This window comes from Xenorhabdus littoralis, from assembly GCF_033949345.1.
In the GTDB taxonomy this organism is placed as follows: domain Bacteria; phylum Pseudomonadota; class Gammaproteobacteria; order Enterobacterales; family Enterobacteriaceae; genus Xenorhabdus; species Xenorhabdus littoralis.
Genome location: NZ_VCDP01000010.1, coordinates 1 through 25,404, shown reverse-complemented (window position 1 = coordinate 25,404; position 25,404 = coordinate 1). Strand labels below are relative to the sequence as shown.

Annotated in this window: 10 protein-coding genes; 3 read left to right on the top strand and 7 right to left on the bottom strand. The window is 46.8% G+C overall.

Annotated elements, in window-relative coordinates:
- The first annotated feature begins 130 nt into the window (after window positions 1-130).
- The gene (gene tssH, locus FE394_RS03570; protein WP_319925031.1) at window positions 131-2,851 is read left to right on the top strand and encodes a type VI secretion system ATPase TssH; all 2,721 of its coding nucleotides are present in this window, start codon (window positions 131-133) and stop codon (window positions 2,849-2,851) included.
- Between the two features lie 378 nt (window positions 2,852-3,229).
- On the opposite strand, the gene FE394_RS03565 is transcribed toward tssH, so the two are convergent.
- On the bottom strand, window positions 3,230-4,711 hold the full coding sequence (locus FE394_RS03565; protein ID WP_319925030.1) for a hypothetical protein: 1,482 nt from the start codon (window positions 4,709-4,711) through the stop codon (window positions 3,230-3,232).
- A gap of 1,084 nt (window positions 4,712-5,795) precedes the next feature.
- Window positions 5,796-6,518, bottom strand: coding sequence for a fatty acid metabolism transcriptional regulator FadR (fadR, locus tag FE394_RS03560; RefSeq protein ID WP_319925029.1), 723 nt, complete (start codon window positions 6,516-6,518; stop codon window positions 5,796-5,798).
- A gap of 265 nt (window positions 6,519-6,783) precedes the next feature.
- Here fadR and nhaB point away from each other — a divergent pair, with 265 nt between their 5' ends.
- Together nhaB and dsbB are read left to right on the top strand one after the other, a co-directional pair.
- Window positions 6,784-8,328 carry a sodium/proton antiporter NhaB gene (nhaB, locus tag FE394_RS03555; protein ID WP_319925028.1) on the top strand — a complete coding sequence of 515 codons (1,545 nt, stop codon included), beginning with the start codon at window positions 6,784-6,786 and terminating at the stop codon, window positions 8,326-8,328.
- A gap of 182 nt (window positions 8,329-8,510) precedes the next feature.
- Window positions 8,511-9,029, top strand: a complete 519-nt coding sequence (gene dsbB / locus FE394_RS03550; protein ID WP_319925027.1) for a disulfide bond formation protein DsbB — start codon at window positions 8,511-8,513, stop codon at window positions 9,027-9,029.
- A gap of 120 nt (window positions 9,030-9,149) precedes the next feature.
- Here the strand turns inward: dsbB and FE394_RS03545 are convergent, their stop codons facing one another.
- From FE394_RS03545 to FE394_RS03525, 5 genes are all read right to left on the bottom strand, one after another.
- Entirely contained in the window at window positions 9,150-14,939 is a 5,790-nt protein-coding gene (locus FE394_RS03545) for an inverse autotransporter beta domain-containing protein (RefSeq protein WP_319925026.1), read from the bottom strand.
- Window positions 14,940-15,256: 317 nt separating this feature from the next.
- Entirely contained in the window at window positions 15,257-15,973 is a 717-nt protein-coding gene (locus tag FE394_RS03540; RefSeq protein WP_319925025.1) for a tyrosine-type DNA invertase, read from the bottom strand.
- Window positions 15,974-16,196: 223 nt separating this feature from the next.
- A complete protein-coding gene (locus tag FE394_RS03535) occupies window positions 16,197-16,487 on the bottom strand; it encodes a putative hemolysin (protein ID WP_319925024.1) in 291 nt (96 codons plus the stop codon).
- 763 nt (window positions 16,488-17,250) lie between these two features.
- On the bottom strand, window positions 17,251-19,344 hold the full coding sequence (locus FE394_RS03530) for a prolyl oligopeptidase family serine peptidase (RefSeq protein WP_319925123.1): 2,094 nt from the start codon (window positions 19,342-19,344) through the stop codon (window positions 17,251-17,253).
- Between the two features lie 397 nt (window positions 19,345-19,741).
- Window positions 19,742-25,404: amino acid adenylation domain-containing protein (locus FE394_RS03525; RefSeq protein WP_419836296.1), on the bottom strand; the 5,663-nt coding region annotated here is incomplete at its 5' end.

Here is a 25,404-nt window from a genome sequence, read left to right as displayed (position 1 = left end):
TCACTTTCTCGGTGTCATTACTGTCCGTTGTCTACTGCTTGTTATTATCCACTACCTACTCCCAATGGATTTCAAGCTGTAGCTTGAAAGACGACGGGTATATCAACGATAGCTCCACGGATTATACTCTATGTCAGAAATCAATCGTTCTGTACTCTTTGGTAAACTCAACCGTGTTCTATTCACTTCTTTGGAGGGTGCGACCACCTTTTGTAAATTGCGGGGTAATCCTTACGTCGAATTAGTTCACTGGATGCATCAGCTTATGCAGCAGCAAGACAGTGATCTACAGCAAATTATCCGTTACTTTGCACTGGACGAGGCCATACTGACTAAAGATATTGTTGCAGCACTGGATCGCTTGCCACGTGGAGCCAGTGCTATCTCTGATCTTTCAGAGCATATTGATAATTCGGTAGAACGCGCCTGGATATACGGCTCACTGAAATTTGGGGTTGATAAGATCCGTAGTGCGCATTGGTTGATTGGTATGTTAAAAACGTTTAATTTACACAATGCACTGAAAGCGATTTCCACTCAGTTCGACCGGATTAATGCGGATATTCTACTCGACAATTTCAATGAAATTTGCAACAGCAGTGATGAGGCTCAAGAAAGCGCATTACTGTCAGAAAGTACCCAAGAAACAACACAACAAACAGCGGCAAACTCAGCATTACAACAATATGGGCAGGAATTGACAGCCCGTGCGCGCAACGGTGAAATTGATCCCGTATCAGGACGCGATGAAGAAATTCGTCAGATTGTTGATATCCTCATGCGCCGCCGTCAGAACAATCCGCTCCTGACTGGTGAAGCCGGTGTCGGCAAAACCGCCGTCATTGAAGGATTGGCCTTGAGAATTGCATCGGGAGAAGTTCCGCCACCTTTGCGCAACGTCCAGCTTTGGTTGCTCGACATAGGAATGTTACAGGCAGGAGCAGGAGTCAAAGGCGAGTTCGAATCTCGTTTACGTAAAGTCATTGACGAAGTGCAATCCAGCCCAATCCCGATAATTCTGTTTATTGACGAAATCCACACCTTGATTGGGGCGGGCGGACAACAAGGAACCGGAGATGCAGCCAACCTGCTGAAACCCGCATTGGCACGTGGTCAATTACGGACTCTCGGGGCCACTACTTGGTCTGAATATAAAAAGTATATCGAAAAAGATCCCGCCCTGACCCGCCGTTTTCAGGTTGTCCAAGTTCACGAACCCGATGAAACCAAAGCATTATTGATGCTACGCAGTCTGGTCAGTGTATTGGAACAGCATCATCACGTGCTCTTGCTGGATGAAGCTGTTGAAGCTGCCGTGCGTCTTTCACATCGGTATATCCCGGCCCGTCAATTACCGGACAAAGCAATAGCATTGCTTGATACCGCCTGTGCCAGAGTTGCCGTCAGCCAACATGCAGAACCGCCGCAACTGGAAAATTGTCGTCACCAGATAGATGCATTAAATATTGAGCTGGATATTGTCAGGCGGGAATCCAAACTGGATATCGGTGATAAACAGCGTTCAGAAGTTATTTTAAACGAACTCTCTGTATTGGAAGCACAAAGGATTCAGTTGCAAGAACGCTGGGAACAGGAACTGGCCTTGATCGACAAAATTATTTCCCTGCGGGCAAAATTAAATCAGGAACATCAGGAGCATCAGGAACATCAGGAGCATCAGGAACATCAGGAACATCAGGAACATCAGGAACATCAGGAACATCAGGAACATCAGGGAGAATATGATAATAATAAAGCAGAGTACACCGAACTATCAGAACTACAACATCAATTGAAAACCTTACAAGGAGAAGAACCCCTTATTTTTGCTGCCGTAGATAATAATGTTGTTTCTTCCGTTGTTTCAGACTGGACAGGCATTCCCCTCAATCGCATGGTAAAAGACGAAATCGACGCCGTACTGCAACTGGCTGACACACTCAGCCAGCGTGTCATCGGTCAGCATCACGGATTAGAACTCATCGCAAAACGGGTACGCACTTCGCGCGCGAAACTGGATGATCCCAACAAACCCGTCGGAGTTTTCATGCTATGTGGCCCGTCTGGTGTCGGTAAAACTGAAACAGCGCTTGCTCTCGCAGAGACTTTATACGGTGGAGAGCAAAATCTGATCACCATCAATATGAGTGAATTTCAGGAAGCACATTCAGTATCCACCCTGAAAGGTGCGCCTCCCGGTTATGTGGGTTATGGTGAAGGCGGCGTACTGACTGAAGCTGTCCGGCGGCGTCCCTACAGTGTCGTTTTGCTGGATGAAATAGAAAAAGCCCATCCCGATGTCCATGAGATCTTCTTTCAGGTCTTCGATAAAGGCTGGATGGAAGATGGCGAAGGACGCCACATCGATTTCCGGAATACGATTATTATTCTGACATCCAACGTAGGTTCTGACCTGATAAGCTCACTCTGCACTCAATCGGATGAAGAAGCTGCCATGCCAGAGCCAGAAAAACTCAGTACCGCATTGCGCAAACCACTATTGAATGTATTCCCCGCTGCCCTATTGGGTCGTTTGCTGGTCATTCCTTACTATCCGTTAAGTCATGAAGTGATGATCAATATCGTATACCTGCAATTGGAAAGGATTCAAAAACGTTTATTAGAAAATCATGGCATCACAGCAATATTTGATGATGCCATGGTAGAACACATCGTCAACCGATGCACAGAAATTGAATCGGGTGGGCGTATGGTTGATGCGATCCTGACAAATAGCCTGCTACCACAAATCAGCCAGCAACTGCTTGCTGCCAGCGCCCGTGATAAACAATATCACCAATTAAAGGTATTTCTCGAACAAGGTGAATTTCAATTTGAGTTTACGGATTAAATTTGTGCATCCCAAAGATCTCAAAAAATATCTGATGTAATTAAATCCCTATAAAGGGATTTAATTTGCACTGATACATCCTAAGCCACTCCTGATACAGTAGTATTTAAAGGTAAAATCAGTATTTGAGAACTCTCTTTACCAACAATGGTATATTGAGCCTGAAATACACCTTCTTTGCCATTCTCACTTATAGTAAACCCTTATAAATCAGATTGTTGAAATAATACTGTAAAATCATTATCTAAATCAGCTTCACTAACAATATATCTGCTCTCTAAATGTGCCGTTTTCGGTGAGTTAGAACCCATAAAATAGGCATTTAAATAGATGTCAACAACCACTTCATCACCAATTTCAATATTATTATTTCAAAAATCACTCTATGTTCATATCTTCATAATAAGTAGAGAGAGGCAAATTCAATATATTAGAATAAACGGGAGTGTTTGGGGAAACATCTGGTATAACCTTATAATCAACTTGAAAAGTACCAGAAGATCCTTCAGCATCGCTGGAATAACCCGCGAGATCACCTTGAGCAATAGTGATAGGGATTTCAGTCTTAAGATTATCTTTATTTATCTTAATATCATTATATGTAATGATATTACGTTTTTTTACGTTGCTGTTATCTTTATAGCCATTCAGATAAACGGTAACGTGAATTTTATCATTTACCGCTTTATTTGTATAATTAGGAATTGTGAGGTGTAAATCTCCAGTAATGGCGGAAATGTTTACAAAAGTAACTGTAGTTTCCGGGGCCGCAAGCGTACGCGAAACAGCAGGATCTGGTATTGATAATGTACTGCTTACGGCAGTAAAGTTTTGTACTGAGGAAGAAAAACTATCACCATTTTCATTAGTTAAAAGATAATAGATCGAATTATCGTTAGTTGTATTAACATGAGTTTTTGCTAATAAAATACCTTCTATTAATTTCTTCAATTTATTAATTTTTACAAATTGATCGTTAATGATAACCGCCCCTAATGTTCTTTCTTCATCAAAGTGTAAGTTGGTAGTTAAACTTGATGGTAGGTTAGCAGGATAATAATTTCCTGCATATTCATCTAAATCCAGCACATTATAAATGTCTAACGGCAGAAATAAAGGAGGCAAATTTCCTCCCGGCTCTGTATCAAGGAAGATAACTTGAGTTAAAACATTTCTCTTATAGAGGATACTACCTGAATAATATGAAGCTGTGATATTAAATATTCCTGGCATAGTTGCCCCCAGATAGATGGTAGCCATACCTTGAGGATCTGTCTGGACTTGGAATCCTAAATCATTATCATTTTTCAACTGGGTATTTTTGTTTATATCTGAAAAAAATTGTACTGCAGAACTATGAGTATAAAAATATATTTTGGCTGTTTTTTTGGGATTTCCTGATGTACCGTCAGGTTTTGCATCGGTTACCTTTACTGTTAATTGCAGAAAATAACCTGTAATACCAATATCAGCAATATCAGAAAAAGTACTGTAAGCGAGTAAACCAAGTGGAGCTACTAACGGGGATAACAGAACATCCTCATAAATATAGGTAATTGTATCAAGTGGTTTTTCATTATTACTATCGGTTATATCTGTAATTTTGAAGGTGATTTTATCTCCAGCTTTTGCATCAGCAAGCGGGTAAAGAATATTAGTCGTTGTCCCCTTATCGCCGGTGAATAAAGTTAGATAATGAAATTCAGCAATTTTTGCTGAGGACGAATCAAGTTCCCATTTCAATTTTTTCTCTGGAACTGAATTACCACTTACGCTATCACTATAAGTGATTTTTACAGTCAATGATCTATTTTTTATATCAATTGTTTCATTTTTGTTAGGAATTATTGTTATAGACATAATTTTCTCCTGATAAATTACCTGTGTATTATTCAGAAAGTAATTGCAGACATTGAAATTCCGTTAAAACATAACCATATAAATGTAAGTATTACATTTATTCATCACCCTCCAAAACAACCACTAATTATGACCATCTAATTTAAAGATCAGTTTGTTTAATAGAGCAGCGACCTCACTATTTACATTACCATTAAGAAGAGATAATTAAATTAAAATACACTTATTTCCACACAGTCATTATAATGTATATTTATTATGTATTTTTATAGATATTAAAATTTTAAGTAAAACCTGTTATTGCAGTGTCTTAAATTTAAATAACAACTGCAAGCCTCGAAATCAAAAAAAATTCAAATATTGAAATAAGATGTTATTTACATATCCACTCGTATATTTATTGGAAAATAATCAATTAAATTATATTTATATCCATCTACACCCAATAAATTTAAATTTACATCGTGCAAACACAAACCAAAAAAAACGATGAAAAAAAGTTATCAATTGATAACTTTCTGTCATCGATGAAATATTACATAACTCTACGCTTTTTCCTTATGTAGGATGGCATAAATAAGTACCTCAGGTATTTTTATATCAGATAATGACTTTCAACCCATTTTTTATCTCACCTAAATAAGACTTAAAGCATTGCTACACTATTTTGAAAATTTATTTATAAATCCTCATTCATCTTCATTATATAGTAGTAAAAGAATTTAAATTAGTATCATTCAAAATAGTTATCACATCCTCAATGGAGGATGCTATTTTTTATTGGTTTAATTGAGCAAAACTAACTGACGATTAAAGCTTGATAATAATGGAAATAAAGATACAGAAGTTCATGTTATGGCATGGGATGACTTAACAAAAGTGAAGTTTAATTAACCTGTTTTCAATTCGTCACTGATATCTAAAAAGAATCAGTTTTAAGAAAAATCATCAATCCACAACAAAGTCCTTATAGAACGCAAGGATTTTAAAGAAGAGATAACCCCTGCTACACAGTTAACTGTGTAGCAGGGGAAAAAGCGCGTTCAACAACGCAGGAAATTAAAAAATGAACATGAAAATATCATCAGCCAAAACGTGATTCTGTTAAATCATTGATCATGGTACTTTGCATCCCATGCCAGATCATCCCGCTATCTTTACCATAATTACGTACACAATCCATGATCTTGTCATAAGATTGTTCCTGACACAGTGAGATTAATTGCTGATAGAAATTCAATGCCAGTTTACGTGCTTCAGGGCTTGAGAAATAGTAGCGACCCACCCGGGTATAAAGCCCTTTCAGTCCATTAATGATCAAACCATAAATCGGGTTTCCTGACGCGAAGGCAAGACCACGGAAAATATTATAATCCACAGAGCTGAATGACTCTGCGGTATCTTCCACGTTTTCCCTTTCCGCCAGAACCTCCAGTGATTTTTCCGGATTATTCCTGAATGCAGTACGGATAAAGATGGCAGCAATATTAGTGCGCACTGACAACAAGTTATCAATTAACTGGGGAACGCTCTCATGATCAAGACGCGCCAGTGTTTCCAGAATATTAAGACCGGATGTTTCCCAGAAGTTATTGACCTTTGTCGGTTTTCCATGCTGAATAGTCAACCAGCCATCACGGGCAAGGCGCTGCAACACTTCACGCAAAGTCGTACGGGTGACACCGATCAATTCAGATAATTCACGTTCTGCTGGTAGTATAGTCCCGGGCGCAAAGCGATTATTCCAAATACTTTCAATGATATACTCTTCCGCGAAACTCGCAGGACTTTGAGCCTTAATTACCATAATTTTAATTATTCCAAAGCAGTTTTCTTGGCTAATAATGGCTGCTGATCATACCAGAATGTGTTTGATCGACATAGTTACCCAGGAAATAAACCGCTAAAGAGTGAAAGGGTTCATAAAAAATGCAATCATTCATGGATTAATTATGTCCTGACTCCCTTAAATTGTTATCGTGTTGGGCGTACTATGGTTATCTGAATTTGGTTATCTAGATTTGGCCGTTTAGATTTGTTCCACGTATCCACAAAGAGGAATGTTAATAATAATGGAAATCAGTATCCGACGTGCAGTGGTGAAAAACTTTCTCGGCAATTCGCCGGATTGGTACAAATTGGCTATCATTGTTTTTCTTATCATCAATCCACTGGTTTATTTTTTTGTCAGCCCCTTCATTGCTGGCTGGATGCTCGTTGTTGAGTTTATTTTCACTCTGGCAATGGCATTGAAATGCTACCCGTTGCAACCCGGCGGCTTACTCGCTATTGAAGCAGTTATCATCGGGATGACTTCGCCAAAACAAATAGGCCATGAAATCAGCAATAATCTGGAAGTTATCTTGCTGTTGATCTTCATGGTTGCAGGTATTTACTTCATGAAACAACTGCTGCTATTTGTTTTCACGAAGCTACTGCTAAATATCCGCTCCAAAAAAATGCTGGCACTGGCGTTTTGTCTGGCAAGTGCTTTCTTATCTGCCTTCCTTGATGCCCTGACCGTTATCGCGGTTGTTATCAGTGTCTCAGTCGGGTTTTACTCCATCTACCATCAGTTCCTTTCCCAAAATGGCAATTTTGAACTGAGCGATGATAAATTCATTGATAGTGAAGATAAAAAACAGACGCTGGAACAGTTCCGTTCATTTCTGCGCAGCCTGATGATGCATGCGGGTATCGGTACAGCATTGGGTGGCGTGATGACCATGGTCGGGGAACCACAAAACCTGATTATTGCCAAACACGTTGGCTGGGATTTTGCCACCTTCTTTATCCGCATGTCGCCTGTTACCATTCCTGTTTTTGTTTGTGGCCTGTTGGTTTGTTTATTGGTTGAACACTTTAAACTGTTTGGCTACGGTGCTGAATTGCCTGAGCGCGTTCGTACTGTTCTGGAAGACTACGCCAAAAAAGCAGGTGAAAAACGGACCCGCCAAGAGAAAGCCCAACTGGTTGTGCAGGCATTGATTGGTATTTGGCTGATTGTTGCGCTGGCCTTCCATTTGGCGGAAGTCGGTTTGATTGGTTTGTCAGTGATTATTCTGACCACCACATTTTGTGGCGTTACCGAAGAACATGCACTGGGTAAAGCATTCGAGGAAGCCCTGCCGTTTACCGCATTATTAACGGTATTTTTCTCTGTGGTTGCCGTGATTGTTGACCAGCAACTGTTTACACCATTCATTCAGTTCGTTCTTCAATCGTCGCCTGCTTCACAGCTTTCCCTGTTCTATTTATTCAGCGGATTGCTCTCTGCGATTTCGGATAACGTCTTCGTGGGCACGGTTTACATTAATGAAGCGCTGATTGCCCTGAAAGAGGGTCTGATTTCGCAACAACAGTATGAGTATTTAGCCGTTGCCATCAACACGGGGACCAACCTGCCATCCGTGGCGACACCAAACGGGCAGGCCGCTTTCTTGTTCCTGCTGACGTCTGCCCTGTCTCCATTAATTCGCCTCTCTTATGGCCGCATGGTGCTGATGGCATTGCCTTATACCATCGTGATGACTTTAGTGGGTCTGCTGGGCGTAGAGTTCTGGCTTGTGCCTGCCACTGAATATCTCATCAAGCTTGGTTTGATTGTTCCGCTATAATTATTGATCAGATTTAATCTTGTATCCGGCCGGATAGTGTATAAAACAACACTATCCGGCTTTTTTATTCATTTATCTTCTGAAAAAAATGGTTTAGTTAACTTTAATTTTATTTTTTTATCGCTGATGAAACGGCACAATAAGCCAATTAATGATCTTAATAAGATGGGAAGAAAAGAAAAATGTTTCAGCTTTTAAAACAGAGTTCCCAAGGGCGAGGCGCATGGCTATTGATGGCACTGACAGCTCTTATCCTGGAAGCAACTGCACTTTATTTTCAGCATGTGATGTCGTTACAGCCTTGTGTCATGTGTATTTATGAGCGTGTTGCACTGTTTGGTATTTTGGGCGCGGCATTGCTGGGGGCCATTGCACCCAAAACCCCGCTGCGCTGGCTGGCGATCCTGCTGTGGATTTACAGTGCATGGCGAGGATTGCGACTGGCATGGGATCACACTATGATGCAGTTATACCCTTCCCCGTTCAACACCTGTGATTTCTTTGTCAATTTCCCGGACTGGCTGCCACTGAACAACTGGCTGCCTTCGGTATTTGAGGCATATGGCGATTGCTCAATGAAACAGTGGGAATTTTTAACACTGGATATGCCGCAGTGGTTGATTGGTGTTTTTGCGGCTTATTTGGTGGTGGGCGTTTTGGTGTTGGTGAGTCAAGTATTTCGGATTCGGAATAAGTACTGATAACTGAGAATAGAAAACTGCCCCTTGTTGCTGGTGGAGATAACTTTAGGGGCAGTTTGTTTTTTTGGTGATGATTTTATTTAAATATTACTTAAGAAAACAAAAATCATAGTCTCTAGTCTAACGACAACTTACAAATAAACGCTGATTTGGCCCCCAAGAAATACTTCCATCGCTAAGATCTATTGTGGCCCTGTCTTCATCAGAATTAAGATCTGATAAATAGTAATTATACTCTGTAGGCCAACCATATTTTTTATAAATCAGATTGTTTTTGTTATTTTTCAACAGAACGTTTTGAATATTACTAAGACTTGAAAGATTAAGTCCTCTGTTACTACAATATTTATATGTATTTCTCGCGCTGAAGTACGCCCAGTCTTCATTATTTACCAACGGATCACTTCCTCCACCATTCTTTGGCTCTCCCCGAGTTTCTGCTTGTATTGTAGGTCGATTAAAAGTCATTCCCCCCTCTGGTATAGTGTCATGCATGTGCCCCCAATAATTAGCTCCCTGCACATCAGGACTGGTAATCACAGTAAAAATAACCTCTTCATCTTTGACAGGAAGCGTGTTACCTAATTTAGCATCATTTAAAGTGGCTGATAGTTTAGTCATTACGCCCTTACCATTAGGATCTGTAACGTTCATAACTAACTCACCATTTTCATCTGTATGCCCCGTATAAATACCATTACCCACTTCAATAAATCCTTTATTATTAACAACTTCAATATTCACAGTGGCTTTTTCTGTACTTCTCTGACGATTTTTTGCAGTCAGTTTTATCGTTACCGGCACTCCACCAATTGGGTTTCCTTGATAGAAGGTCTTAATTGTCCACTGAATATTGCCTTGTGTTGCACCGTCAAGAAGGGTTTCCTTCGCTTTGAGTTTAACAACTGGCTTGTTATCGATGGTCACTTCATCCTTACCTTTATTATCCCAATCCTCATCGAATCTATCCGCACTTCCCTTCATCGAACCATCCGGATTAGCGTTCACTTGGCTGGCAGATTTCTTGGTGTCTGCATTTAAGGTATCACCATCTATACCTTTGCCGTTTTTCCCCTGTACAGATAATGCGATAACTCTGCCATAATGTTTTTGCTCTAATTTAAAGTCCGGAACCTTATGGGGTTGATCCTCAAGATCCTGACCTTTCTCCACTCTCCTGTCTTGAACGACCACATCCCGCCCGGTCGTTATTTCTTCACCCACAGCAAAATCTCCCCACAAATACCGGGACTCATCGTCTATATGCCCTTGATCTGCATCAAAAAGATAAGTTCCTGTCAGGTATTTCTCACCCGCTTTTTCTTTTAATTCTAACTTCAAATTGGTTATTTGAGGCCCCAGAGCCGGGTTAATTATCATGCCTATCTTATCCCCTCCCTCCGAGTTGTTTTGATTGCCATGTTCTGAACTGTTCTGTCTGCTTGTATTCACCTTCAATGGAGCACCAACGTCTTTTCCATTATGCTTTGCCTGCACCCGGAGTTCGACAAAGTGTTTGACATCACTGAGTTGGACTGTGTATGGCGGGATTTCACCATTCTTAGACACAATTCCCCCGACATCTTTTATTTCAACTGCGGTATTTTCATCAGGCTGGCCTTCATTACCCGGGGTACCTTTCAACCGATACCATGAATATTCCGAGTGATCCTGCGGCTCCCCGTTATTGGCATCAAAGGTATATCTGGCGGTTAATTCCCGACCAGATTCCAGTTTACCCTCTAATATCAGTGCCGTGATACTCGGTTTCGCATCCGGATCGACGATAGTACCGATGTTCTTGCCGTGACTGTCTTTCCCACCGCCGGTTGTGTTGTTTCCGGTCGTACCCGGTTCTGTTGTCACGCTCTTAATGCCGGCCTGATTATCCTGTCCGGCGACGTTAGCCGGTAGAATGGACACCACAATCACGTTACCCGCAATTTCTTTCGCATCCTTTTGTTCCAGTGTGAATGTGGTTTGTCCTTTTTTCTCGCCCTGAGCGGGTTGGGTGACGTCTTTCCAGTCTTTTGCATCAACTTCCTTGCCTTGAATTTTCCAGACATAACGTGACTTGTCCCTTGAATCCCCGCCGTTCGGCACAAACTTGTAACTGGCTGTCAGGGTTACCGGTAGCTTGAGTTCACCCGTGAGTGCCAGTTCATCAACCAACGGTTTGGCATTGGGATCGGATACACCGCCGTGACCATTACCGCCGATAATATGTCCCCTATTTTGCGGATCGTTTACATCAATAGTCTCCGGCGCTTTCGCCCGCAGGTTCGCGTCGTTGGCGGCCAGTATGGACACTTCCAGTACCTTGCCGATATCACCGCTGCCTATCACATAGGTGACTTTGTCCTTATCTGCGACTCCGGCAGCCACCCGGCCTTCCCCGTTTTTCTGCACCAGCTCTATCGGCTCTTTCGCTCCGGCAGCGTCTGCCAGCGCCATCACCTGTTTCGCCGTGCTACCTTTATCGCCCCAGACATAGAACGAACGATCTGTGGCATTGCCGTCTTTGGCATTAAACTGATAGAGGGCACGCAAGGTCGAATTGACGCCCAATTCTCCCTCCAGATACGCGATGTTGACGCTCGGTGCCTTATTGTCATCAAACTCAAGCACGGTCTCCTTGTTCATCTCCGTGCCGTCCACCGTAGTGGTCAGTTTCCAGTTACCGGTTTTCAGGCCCGCCGTGACGATGACTTCATACACGCCGTCCGCCACTTCTTTCACTTCCCCTATTTGCGGGTCTTTGCCATCGCCTTTCAGCTCTCCCGATGCGCTGACCTTAATGCTGTCTTTGGCACCGATCAGGGCCTTGCCCTCTTTGTCTTTCAGCTCAATACGCAATGTTTTGGTGGTGACACCGTCGGCAGGCAGGGCATTGCTGCCATCCGTCGGTGCCACGGTGGAGCCGTTGATGTCCAGCACATCTGCCAGTGTCTGGCCAAAGTTAATGATGGCAGGGCGTTTCAGGCGCTTGCCGAACACTTTCGGCGTCAGTGTCCATTTGCCTTTTTTCGCCCCGGCCGTCACCGGCACGGCATAGATACCACTGTTGGGCGGCACTTCTTTGGCCTGACCGTAAGTGGGCATATCCCCCTCGCCGTACAGCTCATGGTTATCCGGTATCAGGTTGATGCTGTTTTCCACCCCGGTGATGGGATGTCCGTTGATGTCTTTCAGGTTCAGCCGGATGACGGTGGTATCGCCTTCATGGGGCAGTTCGCCTTTTTCCGGGATAAACTCAGACTTATCCGGATCAAACAGGTCTGCCCTGGAGGGGCCAAAGGTAATTTCTGTCGGGGTGTCCAGCGGTTTGCCGTCTATTTTGGTGGTGACTTGCCACTGGCCGGTTTTATCCCCCGCTTTGACTTTCACCTTGTAAATCCCACTGTTTTCCGGCTCTTCCCACACGTTGTCGATGGTCGGTGGGTTTTTCCCGTCCCCCGTCAGTTGGTCCCCGTTATCCTCAAACGTGATGCTGTCTTTGGCATTCGAAATGGGGTTGCCTGACTTGTCTTTCAGGTGCAGGGTCATGACAGTGCTGTCTTCATTGTTCGCCACCAGCACGTTGGTGGCCGGGGTAAAGGCCAAGCCTTGGGTGTCCACAATGTCGGTCAGTGACTGGCCGAAAGTCACCGTGGTGGGTTTCAGCGCTTTGCCGTCCACGGTCGGAGTGATTTTCCAGGTGCCTTTTTTCTTGCCGGCGATGACTTTGGCCTTGTAAATGCCGCTGCCCAGCGGGTCTTCCTTTATCGCCGTCAGGGTCGGGTTGGGATTCTGGCCGTACAGATCGCTCTTGTCATCGGTCAGGGTGATTTTATCTGCCGCGCCGGTGATGGGGTTGCCGTCCTTGTCTTTCAGGTTAAGGATAATGTCGGTTTCGTCCCCGGCCTGATTCAGCGTGCCGGTGGCCGGCTTGAACTCGGTCTTGTCCGTATCTATCATGTTGGCCAGTGAATCCCCGAAATCAATCACCGTCGGGCTTAATGCATGGCCGTCAACCGTCGGGGTAATTTTCCATTTGCCGTGTTTGGTGCCGGCGGTGGCTGTGACCTCATAAATGCCGCTGCCCGGCGGGACTTCTTTTACTGCCGTGCCCAGTGCAGGGTCTTTGCCGTCTCCGGTCAGTTTAGATTTATCGTCAGTCAGTGTAATACTGTCTGCCGCCCCCGTGACCGGCTTGCCATTATTGTCGGTCAGTTTCAGGCGGATAACGGTCTGGGTCTTGCCGTCGGCCACCATCGCTTTATGGGTGGGTTCAAAGCCGGATCCGGCCGGATTGACGGCGGAAGAAACCACCAGAATTTGCGCGTCCACCCGGTCAGAGGCATTGCCCTGTGTGTCATAGGCGATACCGGACAGGGTGTAGGTGTTGTGGCCTTTTTCATGGTACGGCGGCAGGGTCAGCAGGTAATGCGTTCCCCCGCGCCCAGGTTCCGCCGCGAGGCTGGCTGCCTGTTGCGGTGCACTGGTGCTGACCAGTTTGCCGCCGCCCGCCACCAGACCGGCGGTGTCCCAGACGATATCTTTCAGGCCATGTTTGGCGCTGACACTGACGTTCAGCGGGATGACCGCACCGCCGCGTCCGCTAATTCGCGCCTCCATCATCAGGCGTATCAGGTTTTTCTTCCGGTATTCCAGCACAATCTGGTTATTGCGCTCGACCAAATCATACCGTCCGCCCTGCAGGCTGCGTTTAAAGGCCAGCGCATCCGGGTCAACCTGTCTTGACCACGGGGTGCCGATTTCATAGTTCAGCCCGACATTAAACCGGGTTTCCCCGCCCCCGGACGCACTCTGGCGGCGGTCGAGTCCCAGTGTCACCAATGGAATGGGGGTGTAGTTCATGCCCAGCGTAAAGGCAGCCGGATTTTTCTGCCGCCGCTCTTCGCTCAGCAGGCCGACCTCATTGCCGAAATACTGTTCATAAATCAGCTTGCCGCCCAACTGGGGATAGGACGGCACATAACCTTCCGCCCGCAGATCAAAACCGTTGGCCGGGCGCTCCTCGTAATCGGTCAGTTTTTTACCGTCTTTCCAGCCACTGGCACGGAAATAGCCGTTGGCACCGAACTTCATAAAGTCCCGGGCATATTCCGCCCCCACCCCCAGACGGGTATGGTCGCGGGTAATGTCATGGTCAAGGAAGGCGTTGTAGCCGACCATGCCGTCAGCCAGAAAATGGCGCTGTCCCAGACCGAAGTTAGCGGTGGTGCGGCTGTCAATGTGGCGCAGGCCGAACTGGGTGAAGGCCATCTGTTTTTCGGTATCGTACAGCGGCAGCAGCATATCGAACTGGCTGCCGTCCAGCCGCCCACGGTCATCCACATTGGCCTGCAATTTGACCGTGCCGTAGCGTTGCAGCCAGTTTTGCAGGGTCTGGTTGGCTTCACTGACTGCCATCCCGCGTAACTGATTTTTGGCGCTGTCCACCAGATGACCACTTTTCAGCATGCCGGCGGCCCGGGATGCGGCATTGGCGAGGGTGCTTTCCGTATCACGGACGGGAGTTTCCGCCGCTGCGGCTTGTCGCAGGCTGTCCGCCAGTAATTTGTGGGATTGCGATTGCGGCACATCAATTTCATCGCCTGCCCCCAGTGCGCTGAAGGGCTTGCTGAATGTGCGCAGCTGGTTGAGTTTTTTCAGTTCCGTCTCAGTCAGGCCATGACGTTTCGCCACGGTCTTGACGCTTTCCCCCGCTGCCAGCCGGTAAGGCTGGGTCTGCACGTGAGGCAGGGGCGCTGCCTGTGATACCGGCGGCGTATTGGCTCGGGCAAGAGCCGGTGTCACTGTCCCCGCCACCGGAAAAACTATCTGGGCAACAATATTTACCCAGGCCACCCGTTTGAGCAACGGATACGGCTTTTTTGTCCACCGCTTATCTTGTTTCTTTAGCATAATTATTCACCTTTCGAATCAACATTATCCTCATCGGCTGTCCGCAGACACCAGTGCTATTGACTCATCCCGGAGCGATGTTGCTGTCCACACGTTGCACCCCATACCGAGTTGACAATTAGTACCAAACTGTCAAGTGAGGACTTTCAATCTGATAAATAAAAAATTTCAGATGAATAAACCATCCTAATCAAACAATTAAGTGAATTGGTCTTTCGTATTTGAGTGGTGTACAAGATTGGAAAATTGCATAGGAAAGGAGGAAAAAATATTACGAACCGTGGTCACAGACAGGATTAAAAACCGATATTTTATTTTTATCTTAATATCAAGAAATTATGCCTATTTTTGCAGATAATAATAAAATGAACTAACTTTAAAAAAGACGAACTTACCGCAGTTGACAGTTTGGTACTAATTGTCAACTGTTTTCGTTTTCCTTTTCCATCCCATATCGTCTCAAAGCGACCCGCATTACTCGCGGTGTAACGGACGGTATGGCGAATATTCCGGTGGCCTAAATAGTCCTGAATCAAACGGGTATCGACGCCATTGTCTGCCAGCGCATAACCGCAGGCATGTCTCAACATGTGCGGATTCGCGCAAATCGATAATTTAGCCTTTAAACTGGTCTGTCGAATGATTTTATAGACCTGTTGACGCGACATACGCTGACCAGAACGTGACAAAAATAACCATTCAGGTTCTTCACTACTCATTTGTTGCTCATCCGATAAAACTGTTTTTTTAGGAAGATATTTCGGACGTTCTATTAACCAATGTCGTATTAATTGGATTTCACGGGACACCATTGGGTGAATAGTGGAAAAACCATTTTTCAATCGTTGTACCCGTAAGCTTTTGCCTTCCAGATCCACATCAGAAATTCGCAGATTCAATAATTCAGAAACACGGAATCCATGAATAAATCCCATAAATATCATGCAGAGATTACGTTTAGAATGAGCATGCTTTTCTAATTCGTTAAGTAACACTTCGATCTCGGTTTGAGTCAGATATTTACGCTTTAACATATTTTTTATCTCCAAATAATTAATTAAAAGATGTCGTTAGGACACCTGAATGATTCTTGCTGATTATTTTCAGACTGCAATGTTGATCACTGCCTGATTCGGAAGTTTTTCTTAATATCTAATGGGTTTGGATTTCGTATTACAGCGTGAAAGATGAAGGGATAGGCTTCAGGAATTGGCAGAAACATGCTTATGGACCACGACACGTTTCTGCCGTAGAAAATTAAATCGATGCACATCCTCCATCCAACAAAGCCTGTTCATTACAACGACGACCATTTGCCAGTTGACATACAGGAATTGAGTTACCATTCAACTGCTTAGTTAGTGAAGGAATTCCTCCTGCATCAGAACAGGTATCATTGGCATCCTGACTCCAATTAATCCCCAAATCAGAGTTTTGATAATGTTTATACCGTTTTTGTGAAGTATTCGTTTGATGCCCACTACAACCTGCCAATATCCATCCGACTAACAACAGATTGCCCAAAAGCATTGTCCGCCTCAAAAACATGTTTTCTCCCATTGAATCTAGTTAGATATAAATCAACCCGTTACACTTTTGGAAGTTTTTTACCAAAAGTTCAAGATAGTTTAACTATTCAAGTCATAATAACTAGTTAATATTAGTGTAATTTACACTCAATAAATTTCGAGTTGAATTTGAAAGACGATGGGTAATTACAAGTGACGATTAATGAAGTATCAATCAGTTCCCGGCACTTTTAGACAGTAAATTAATCACCAAAACACCTGAAATAATCAACAGAATACCGATGACTCAAATTTTATAAGATAAAACCCATTTTCAAAAAAGCGGGCTAATCTACCATAACTCGAAATACAATGCTTTAATGAAAACAGGTGTTTTTATATCCTTATGAAGGCCGGAATTACCCCGCAATGAAAAAATACAGTCTATTTTTATTTCATTGAATTTATCAGAAAAATCTTGCTTATAATTTATTCATTTTATTTACTCACATGCATCAACTTCACTGCCATTCACTATAACCAACTCTGTTCTTTCCAAGAAACTCAATAAAAATATATTTTTACGAATAACAAAAGCTGGATTCACATATTAAATCGCGAATTTAACCCCGAAGTAAAAAGGTTTCATAATAGTAGTACACTTATCGGATGAAGATTCCTTACTCCTCGCAGCGCGAGGAGTAAGGATGTGATTTCGCATTTTGAATGCTTATTTACAACGCCAAGCCAGACAGGGCCCACGATACTGCCCGTTTCATTTCAACCTGCCGACACAAACACGGTTACGTCGCCGGAGTGCTACTGTTCAGGCTGGACCACATAAATTCGCTGACCAGAGCGCTATGGAACGCCGCCTGTTTTTTATCGGCTGCGGCGCTGTGCCCGCCTCCGGTGTTCTCATAGAAATACACCTGTTGGTAACCCATCTGCTGCATACGTGCCGCCATTTTGCGCGCGTGCGCTGGGTTGACCCGGTCGTCGCTGGTTGCGGTATAGAACAATACGGGCGGATAGGCCATCTGCGCCTTGATATTGTGGTACGGTGAGAAGGTCTTGATATACGCCCACTGATCCGGTTTACTCGGATCGCCGTATTCGGCAATCCACGAGGCGCCAGCGGAAAGCTGGGTATAGCGCTGCATATCCAGCAGTGGTACTTCGCAAATTATGCAGCCAAACAGCTGCGGATATAACGTTAGCATGTTGCCGACCAGCAGGCCGCCGTTGCTGCCGCCACGCGCCCCAAGATGTTGTGATGACGTCACTTTTCGTGCAATCAGATCTTCCGCTACCGCGGCAAAATCCTCATAGGCGCGGTGGCGATTTTGCTTGAGCGCCGCTTGGTGCCAGGCCGGACCATACTCCCCACCACCACGGATATTGGCAACCACGTGCACCCCGCCACGCTCCAGCCAGACTGACTCCTCACTGCCCATGTAGTTCGGTAGCAGCGGCACTTCAAAGCCGCCATAGCCGTACAGCAGCGTCGGATTGCTGCCGTCCAGCTTGAGATCCTTGGCTGAAATCTGGAAATACGGCACGCGGATGCCGTCTTTGGAACGGGCAAAATGCTGGCTTACCTGATAGCGGCCAGCATCAAAGTTCTGTGGCCCCTGTTTCAGCAGCACCGCTTCACTGCCGTCGAGGTTGCCCATATACAACGAAGTCGGTTGCAGGAAGCCGTTGATGATCAGAAAGTAATCGTTGGTTTCCTCATCAACGCCGCTGGCGGAAATGGTGTTGATAGTACCCGGATTGCCCAGCGGCCGACGTTGCCAACTATTGCCCTGCGGCGTCAATACTTCGAGTCGGTTTACCACGTTATCCATAATGCTGAGGATCAGGTGATCGCGCGTGCCGCTGTAGCCGCTCAACGCCGTCTGCTCATTGGGCGTGAACAGCACCTGCAACTCGCGCTTGCCCGCCAGATAATCATCGAAGTTTACCGTCAGCAAAGCACCGGCCGGGTAGCGCTTCCCGCCCACTTTCCAATCTCTGCTCAGTTTGATCAGCAGCCATTCACGGTGAGTGTTGAGCTCGGCGTCTTCCGGGATATCAATCTTGACCTTCTGATCCTGTTTTGTCAGCAAGAAATATTCACGGCGATACAAATCCAGAAAGCGGCCTACATAATCGCGTTCAAAGCCCGGTGTGCGATTGTGATAGGCGAATACCATTATGTCCTCCGGCTGCGCTTCATACAGTGTTTCGGCAGCGCTCAGCGGTGTACCGCGCCGCCAGCGTTTAGCGATACGCGCATAGCCGGACTGGGTCATCGAACCGGGACCAAAGTCCGTAGCGATGAACACGGTGTCTTTATCGATCCACGACGCCTCGCTTTTGGCCGCAGGTACGTTAAAACCGTCCTTAATGAAGTGCTTGGCGATCAGGTCAAATTCGCGGATTTCGATAGCATCTCCTCCATCCGGAGACAGCTTCATCAGGCAATATCGGTATTCTGGTGCCAGTGGCTGCGAACCGTGGTACACCCACTCCCTGCCTTCCGCTTTGACCAGCTCGTCGATATCCAGCACCGTTTCCCACGCTGGTTTGGCTTTGCGGTACTCCTGCGGCGTGGTGCGCCGAAGCAGGCCGCGAGGATTGGCCTGGTCCTGCCAGAAGTTGTAATAGTAGTCACCACGCTTGCTGACCCACGGGATCTGAGTGTCCTTGTTGAGAATATTCAATACCTGCTGTTCCAGCTTGTGGAAGCCATCTTCCTGAGCATAACGCACGATGGTGCGCTGGTTCTCCTGTTTCACCCACTGCTGCGCCGCCTCGCCCTGCAGATCTTCCAGCCATAGGAATTCATCGCTGGCGGTAGCTCCGCCCTCCGCGGCCATCGCCAGACGGATACTGTTGGGCAGTGAAGTCATTGCTAAGACGGCCCCTGCGGTTTGTGCACAGATTTTAATAAACTTGCGTCGATTGGTAACGGGCAAAATCAAACTCCTTCTGATAGCGAAAAATAAAACAAGAGTTACTTTCAACGCATAGGAACCTGAAAAGATTTCCTGTACGTGAACCAATAGAATATTGAGGGCGTGAAACGGTTATCCACGATATGCCCAATGGGAAGAGGCTAAACAAGTGTCCGATATTTCTTGCCTCCGACAAAGATGATAAAGAACAGGTCAAACTGACGCCCCGAAACCCTGTTCAGCTTTTAGGCTCAAAAACACCGATTAAGCATTCAGGACGGGGCGTACAAATGACTCATCAAGACTAAACAATATACAGATCTGAGGTCAGCAAGGTGCAATGAGCGGATATTTACGCATTATCACCATAACTGGTTGTCAACAAATTATTCAGAGCCTCAGCCAAAACGATTCTGTGTTCGTTATCCTCCATCAAGCTAACATGATTACCCGGAATAGCAATCAACTGAAGTGAAGTCTCGGGAATGATTTCTGTCCAGCCTAATGACGGATCTATGCTGGCAGACTCAGACTTTTCATCCGACACAAAAGAAGTGCCGGGGACAGGTTCTGTTGCATAAAACTGGTGCAGTGTTATTGCCAATGCCGGCGGCTCATAATCCGCAACGATTTGTCCGTAACGCACAATTTGTTCCCAACGTTTTGCGATCACATCAGCACATGGATTTGCCGGATATAGCGCCAATTCTTGTGCTGCTTCAATAAACTGCACCAAATTTAACACATCAATTTGTTGGTACAGTTCCGCAAGCGTCTCTGAGTGCTCCTCTCCTGACCGCCAAGCCAGTCTGGTAAAGAAGTGATATTTAGGCTGTTTAACTTCTTTCCTGAGAAGATGAGGTGCAGATGTATCAATCAATCCCAGAAAATTCACCTGCTCACCAGCACTCAAAAGTTGCTGAGCAATAACATAAGCCAATACACCGCCGGAAGAATAGCCACTCATCCGGTACGGACCTGTTGGTTGAACGGCTTTCATCAAGGTGATCATTCTGGCTGCCTGCTCTTCCATCGTTGACATTGGTGTTTCACTAATGGAAGGCCAAGGCAGCGTATAAATCGGGTAATCCGGCGGGAGATGTTGAGCCAACACAAAAGCATAGGAATGATCACCCATGCCCGTGGGAACAAAAAACAGCGGCAATCCTGTTCCGGCTGACCGTATTGATATCGCGCTATTTTGTGGCTGAGACATCAAGTTTGAGGAGGTTTTCGCAGCCAGTTCGGCTAACTCCGGGAACTGAAACAAATCATTCAATGTAAAAACCATACCCAGAGTGGCGGCAAGATCTATCATTCGCATGGCAAGCAACGAATGACCACCCAGAGCAAAGAAACTGTCATATCGACTGACCTGTTCAATACCCAGTAACTCACACCAAATCGCCGCTAACACTAGCTCGTTTTCTCCCTGCGGTGCGGCATAAACCTGACGGGCAAACGACTCGTCGTCCGGTGCCGGTAATGCCCGACGATCCAGCTTACCGTTCGGAGATAACGGAAGACTATCCAGACGCACAAACGCCGCCGGCACCATATAATCCGGTAAAACCGTACTCAGGTGGTCACGCAGGCTATTTACCAGCCCCGTATCGGCTTGCGCTACCACATAGGCCACCAGTCGTTTTTCTGCACCTTCTCCCAACGTCAGCACGACAGCATCATTCACCACCGGATGTTCCATCAGCCGGACTTCTATTTCTCCCGGTTCAATGCGGAAGCCCCGGATTTTCACTTGCTGGTCATTACGCCCCAGAAACTCCAGATTGCCGTCAGGCAGGTAACGAGCCAAATCGCCAGTGCGGTACATGCGCGCATCCGGTGTATTACTGAACGGATCGACAAGGAAACGTTCCGCCGTGAGTTCAGGGCGGTTCAGATAGCCCCGCGCCACGCCGGCTCCACCAATATACAGTTCCCCCACGCTTCCCAGTGGTACCGGCTGACCATCAGCATTCAACAGATAACCCCGTGTGTTAGCCGTTGGACGCCCGATAAGTACTCTTGTATCTGAATAATCTGACGGGCAGCGCCAAGCCATGGCACACACCGTCACTTCTGTCGGACCATAATCATTAAACAGCGTGACCCGCTCACACAACGCCCGGAGTAGAACCGCACTGGGGGTTTCTCCTCCCAGGATCAGGGTTGGTTTTACCGTCAGGCTCGCTAAATCAGCCCCGTCACGCAGCAGAGCCGGGGTTAAACAGGCGTGCGTCACCGCGTGTTTTTCCAGATAATGCCAGAAGCAATGAGAGTCCTGACGAACCGAGTCGTCAGGGATAACCAGACAGGCACCGGCACTTAACGCCGTCATAATTTCCGATACACTGACATCAAATCCCAATGAGACAAACTGTAATATCCGGCTGGTTTCATCAACATTAAATCGGGTGATTTGCGCCAAAGCCAGATTCACTACGCTTCGATGCTCCACCATCACGCCTTTCGGCGTTCCCGTTGAGCCGGAGGTGTAAATCACATAAGCCAGATGCCGTGATGTTAATCCGGCTATCTGCGGATTGCTGTCCGGCTGGTTAACGCGGGTATTCGGGTCAAGCACCGTTCGTCCTGCCAGTGCCCGCTCACCCAGTGCTGTCCGGCCGATATGATCCGCCAGCACAATCGCCGGATCAGCATCCACCAGACTCTGCCCCAAGCGCCCGCTCGGATAAGCGGGGTCCAGCGGCACATAGGCACCGCCGGCTTTTAATACCGCCAATAATGCCACTACCATAATGGGTGACCGTGTCACACAAATCGCTACCCGCTGTTCCGGCTTAACCCCCAACACAATCAACTGGCGGGCCAACTGGTTGGCGCGGACATTTAACTCGGCATAACTGAGTGTCTGTCCTTCATGCATTAATGCTGGAGCGTCAGGGGTGTTCTCCGCTTGCAGCTCAAATAGCTGATGAGTGCATAACTGTTCTGGGTACACAATGTCCGTCGCGTTCCAGGTTTCCAGCAATAACCGGCGCTCTGCCGGGAGCAGGATATCAATCTCGCCGAGCCGCCGTTGAGAAGAGCCCACCATCGCCTGCAACACTTTGTGTAAGTAATTGATGTGCCGTTCGATTGTCGGTTTGTCAAACAAGGCTGTCGCATAACGCAACGCTCCGACAATCCTGTCTCCCTCTTCAGACAGGTTCAGCTCGAGATCAAATTTAACTATATTAATTATATCTTGGGCATCCCGGGCATCCTGAGCTTGCTCAACCGGGGACACGGCCAGACCCGGCAATTCCCAGTCTGTGCTTTCATTGTTCTGCCAGGCGAACATCACCTGAAACAGCGGCGTATGTGCCAACCGACGCGGCGGTTGCACGATTTCCACCACCTGTTCAAACGGTAAATCCTGATTCGCCTGTGCCGCTAACGCTGTTTGCTTTGTCTGCGCCAACAATTCCGCTACCGTTAGCTCACCTGAGATCGCCAGACGCAATGCCAGCGTATTCACAAAGAATCCAATCAACGGCTCCACTTCCTGACGATTACGGCCAGCACTGGGGGTCCCGATAATGATATCCGTCTGGCCGGACAAACGTGATAAGACCACCGACCAAGCGGACAACAGCGTCATAAATAACGTGCATCCCTGCTGCTCACTAAGACGTTTCAGGGCACCCGTTAGCTCGGTATCCAGATTGATCGGTAAAAACTGTCCGGTAAACGACTGTACAGGCGGCCGAGGCCGATCGGTAGGCAGATCCAGCAACACGGGGGCATCAGCCAGCATTGTACGCCAATAGTCCGACTGCACCTGAATACGCTCTGCGGAAAACCACTGACGCTGCCATACTGCATAATCCGGATACTGAATCATCAGCGGTGGCAAGGGATCTGGTTGTCCGGCCAGACACGCCGTATAAAGCGCATTCAGTTCCCGTATCAATATATTGACTGACCAACCATCGGAGACAATGTGGTGCTGGGTCAGTAAAAACTGATATTCGTCATCCGCCAGCCGGATAAGCGCCGCCCGGATGAGCGGGCTACGGCTGAGTTCAAATGGCGCAGACGCTGCCTCACCGCACAACTGTTTAAGTGTCGTTTCGGTATCCGGATACCCGCGCAGGTCATGCTGGGTCAACGGTAATCCGTTATCTGTTGCCAGCAACTTAACCTGCGGCTGACCGTCAACGGAAACGAATACAGAACGCAGGGCTTCATGACGGGCAAACAAAGCATTCAGGGCCTGCTGCCAAGCTGCTATATCCAACTGACCACGCAAACGCAGCGCAATCGATAAATGATACGTCTCGCTGATGTCATCAAGCTGGGCCAGAAACCACAGACGTTGTTGAGCGAATGACAGCGGCAATATCCCCTCACGGGAGACGGGCATAATGGCAGGCAATGTGCTGTGCTGTGAATCAATCCGGGCCTGAATCGCCTCAGCAAGGGCAATCAAAGAAGGAGAGATAAACAACTCCGTCAGCGGTAGCTCAGCCCCCAACGCGGCTATCCGGTTCATCACCCGTACCGCCAGCAGTGAATGACCGCCCAAAGCAAAGAAATTGTCGTGTCGGCTGATTTGTTCAATCCCCAGCACGTCACGCCAAATGGCTGCCAATGCGGTTTCCATTTCGCCCTGCGGGGCCTCATAGCTCTGACGGGCAAATGCCTCACTGTCCGGGGCTGGCAGCGCCCGACGATCCAGCTTGCCGTTCGGGGTCAACGGAAACGCCTCCAGCCGCACAAACGCCGCCGGCACCATATAATCCGGTAAAACCGCACTCAGGTGTATACGTAAATTGCTTACCAGCCCCGTATCTGCTTCTGCCGTTTCTGCCACAACATACGCCACCAGTCGTTTGTCCTGTACCTCCCCCAGCGCCAACACCACCGCCTCACGTACTGCCGGGTGTTCCATCAACCGGACTTCAATTTCCCCCGGTTCAATACGGAAGCCACGGATTTTAACCTGCTGGTCATTGCGACCAAGATATTCAATGTTACCGTCAGGCAACCAGCGAGCCAGATCACCGGTTTTATACATACGTGCTTCTGGTTCTTCATCAAACGGATTAGGTAAAAAGTGTTTTGCTGTCAGTTCGGGACGATTAAGGTAACCACGGGCGACACTGGTTCCTCCGATGTAGATTTCACCGATAACACCTATTGGAGCAGGTTCCGCGTGGGGATCGAGAATATAGATTTGCGTATTGGCAATAGGCCGGCCGATATGAGTGGTCACGCCTGTTGATCGGTTCATGCGTACCCACGTTGAATAGGTTGTGGTTTCCGAAGGGCCATACAAATTACATACGTCTTGTACCTCCGTCCGGGCAAATAATTGCTCAACAATATGGGGTTTCAGGGCTTCTCCGGCTAAATTGATGGTGTGTATGGTTGTCGGGATCGTATCAGTCTCAATCATATGCGTGATAGCTGAAGGCACGGTGTTGATAAGACTGACAGTTTGTTTTGTCGTGATCAGAGAGAGGACATCAGCAACCAGATACACTGTGCCACCCGAGATAAGTGGCGCAAAACATTCGTACACAGCCAAATCAAAATTCAGTGACGTCGAAAAAAGGGTGTGTTCCAGTTCTTCCCGGCTGAAAGCCTGTTTTGCCCAAGTGAGGAAATTCACTGCATTACGGTGTTCGATGGCGACGCCTTTAGGTAATCCGGTAGAACCTGAAGTGTAGATCACATAGGCTAAATGCCGTGACGTCAATCCGGCTATCTGGGGATTTGTGTCCGGCTGTTCAGGCAAGATATTCGGATCAAAAATCCTCCGTCCTGCCAGTGCCTGCTCACCCAGTGTTGTGCGCCCGAGATTATCCGCCAGCACAATAGCAGGCGCAGCATCCATCAGACTCTGCCCCAGACGTTCACTCGGATACGCAGGATCCAACGGTACATAGGCTCCACCCGCTTTTAATACCGCCAGCACACCCACCACCATGGCCGGTGACCGTGTCACGCAAATGGCTACCCGTTGATCCGGTTCAACCCCCAGCGCAATTAATTGATGCGCCAGTC

Bases quoted from the DNA above. Each gene is read 5' to 3' on its own strand.
- FE394_RS03545 (WP_319925026.1), bottom strand. From the start codon at position 14,939: ATGCTAAAGAAACAAGATAAGCGGTGGACAAAAAAGCCGTATCCGTTG.
- fadR (WP_319925029.1), bottom strand. From the start codon at position 6,518: ATGGTAATTAAGGCTCAAAGTCCTGCGAGTTTCGCGGAAGAGTATATC.
- nhaB (WP_319925028.1), top strand. From the start codon at position 6,784: ATGGAAATCAGTATCCGACGTGCAGTGGTGAAAAACTTTCTCGGCAAT.
- FE394_RS03535 (WP_319925024.1), bottom strand. From the start codon at position 16,487: ATGTTTTTGAGGCGGACAATGCTTTTGGGCAATCTGTTGTTAGTCGGA.
- tssH (WP_319925031.1), top strand. From the start codon at position 131: ATGTCAGAAATCAATCGTTCTGTACTCTTTGGTAAACTCAACCGTGTT.
- FE394_RS03540 (WP_319925025.1), bottom strand. From the start codon at position 15,973: ATGTTAAAGCGTAAATATCTGACTCAAACCGAGATCGAAGTGTTACTT.
- dsbB (WP_319925027.1), top strand. From the start codon at position 8,511: ATGTTTCAGCTTTTAAAACAGAGTTCCCAAGGGCGAGGCGCATGGCTA.
- FE394_RS03565 (WP_319925030.1), bottom strand. From the start codon at position 4,711: ATGTCTATAACAATAATTCCTAACAAAAATGAAACAATTGATATAAAA.
- FE394_RS03530 (WP_319925123.1), bottom strand. From the start codon at position 19,344: ATGACTTCACTGCCCAACAGTATCCGTCTGGCGATGGCCGCGGAGGGC.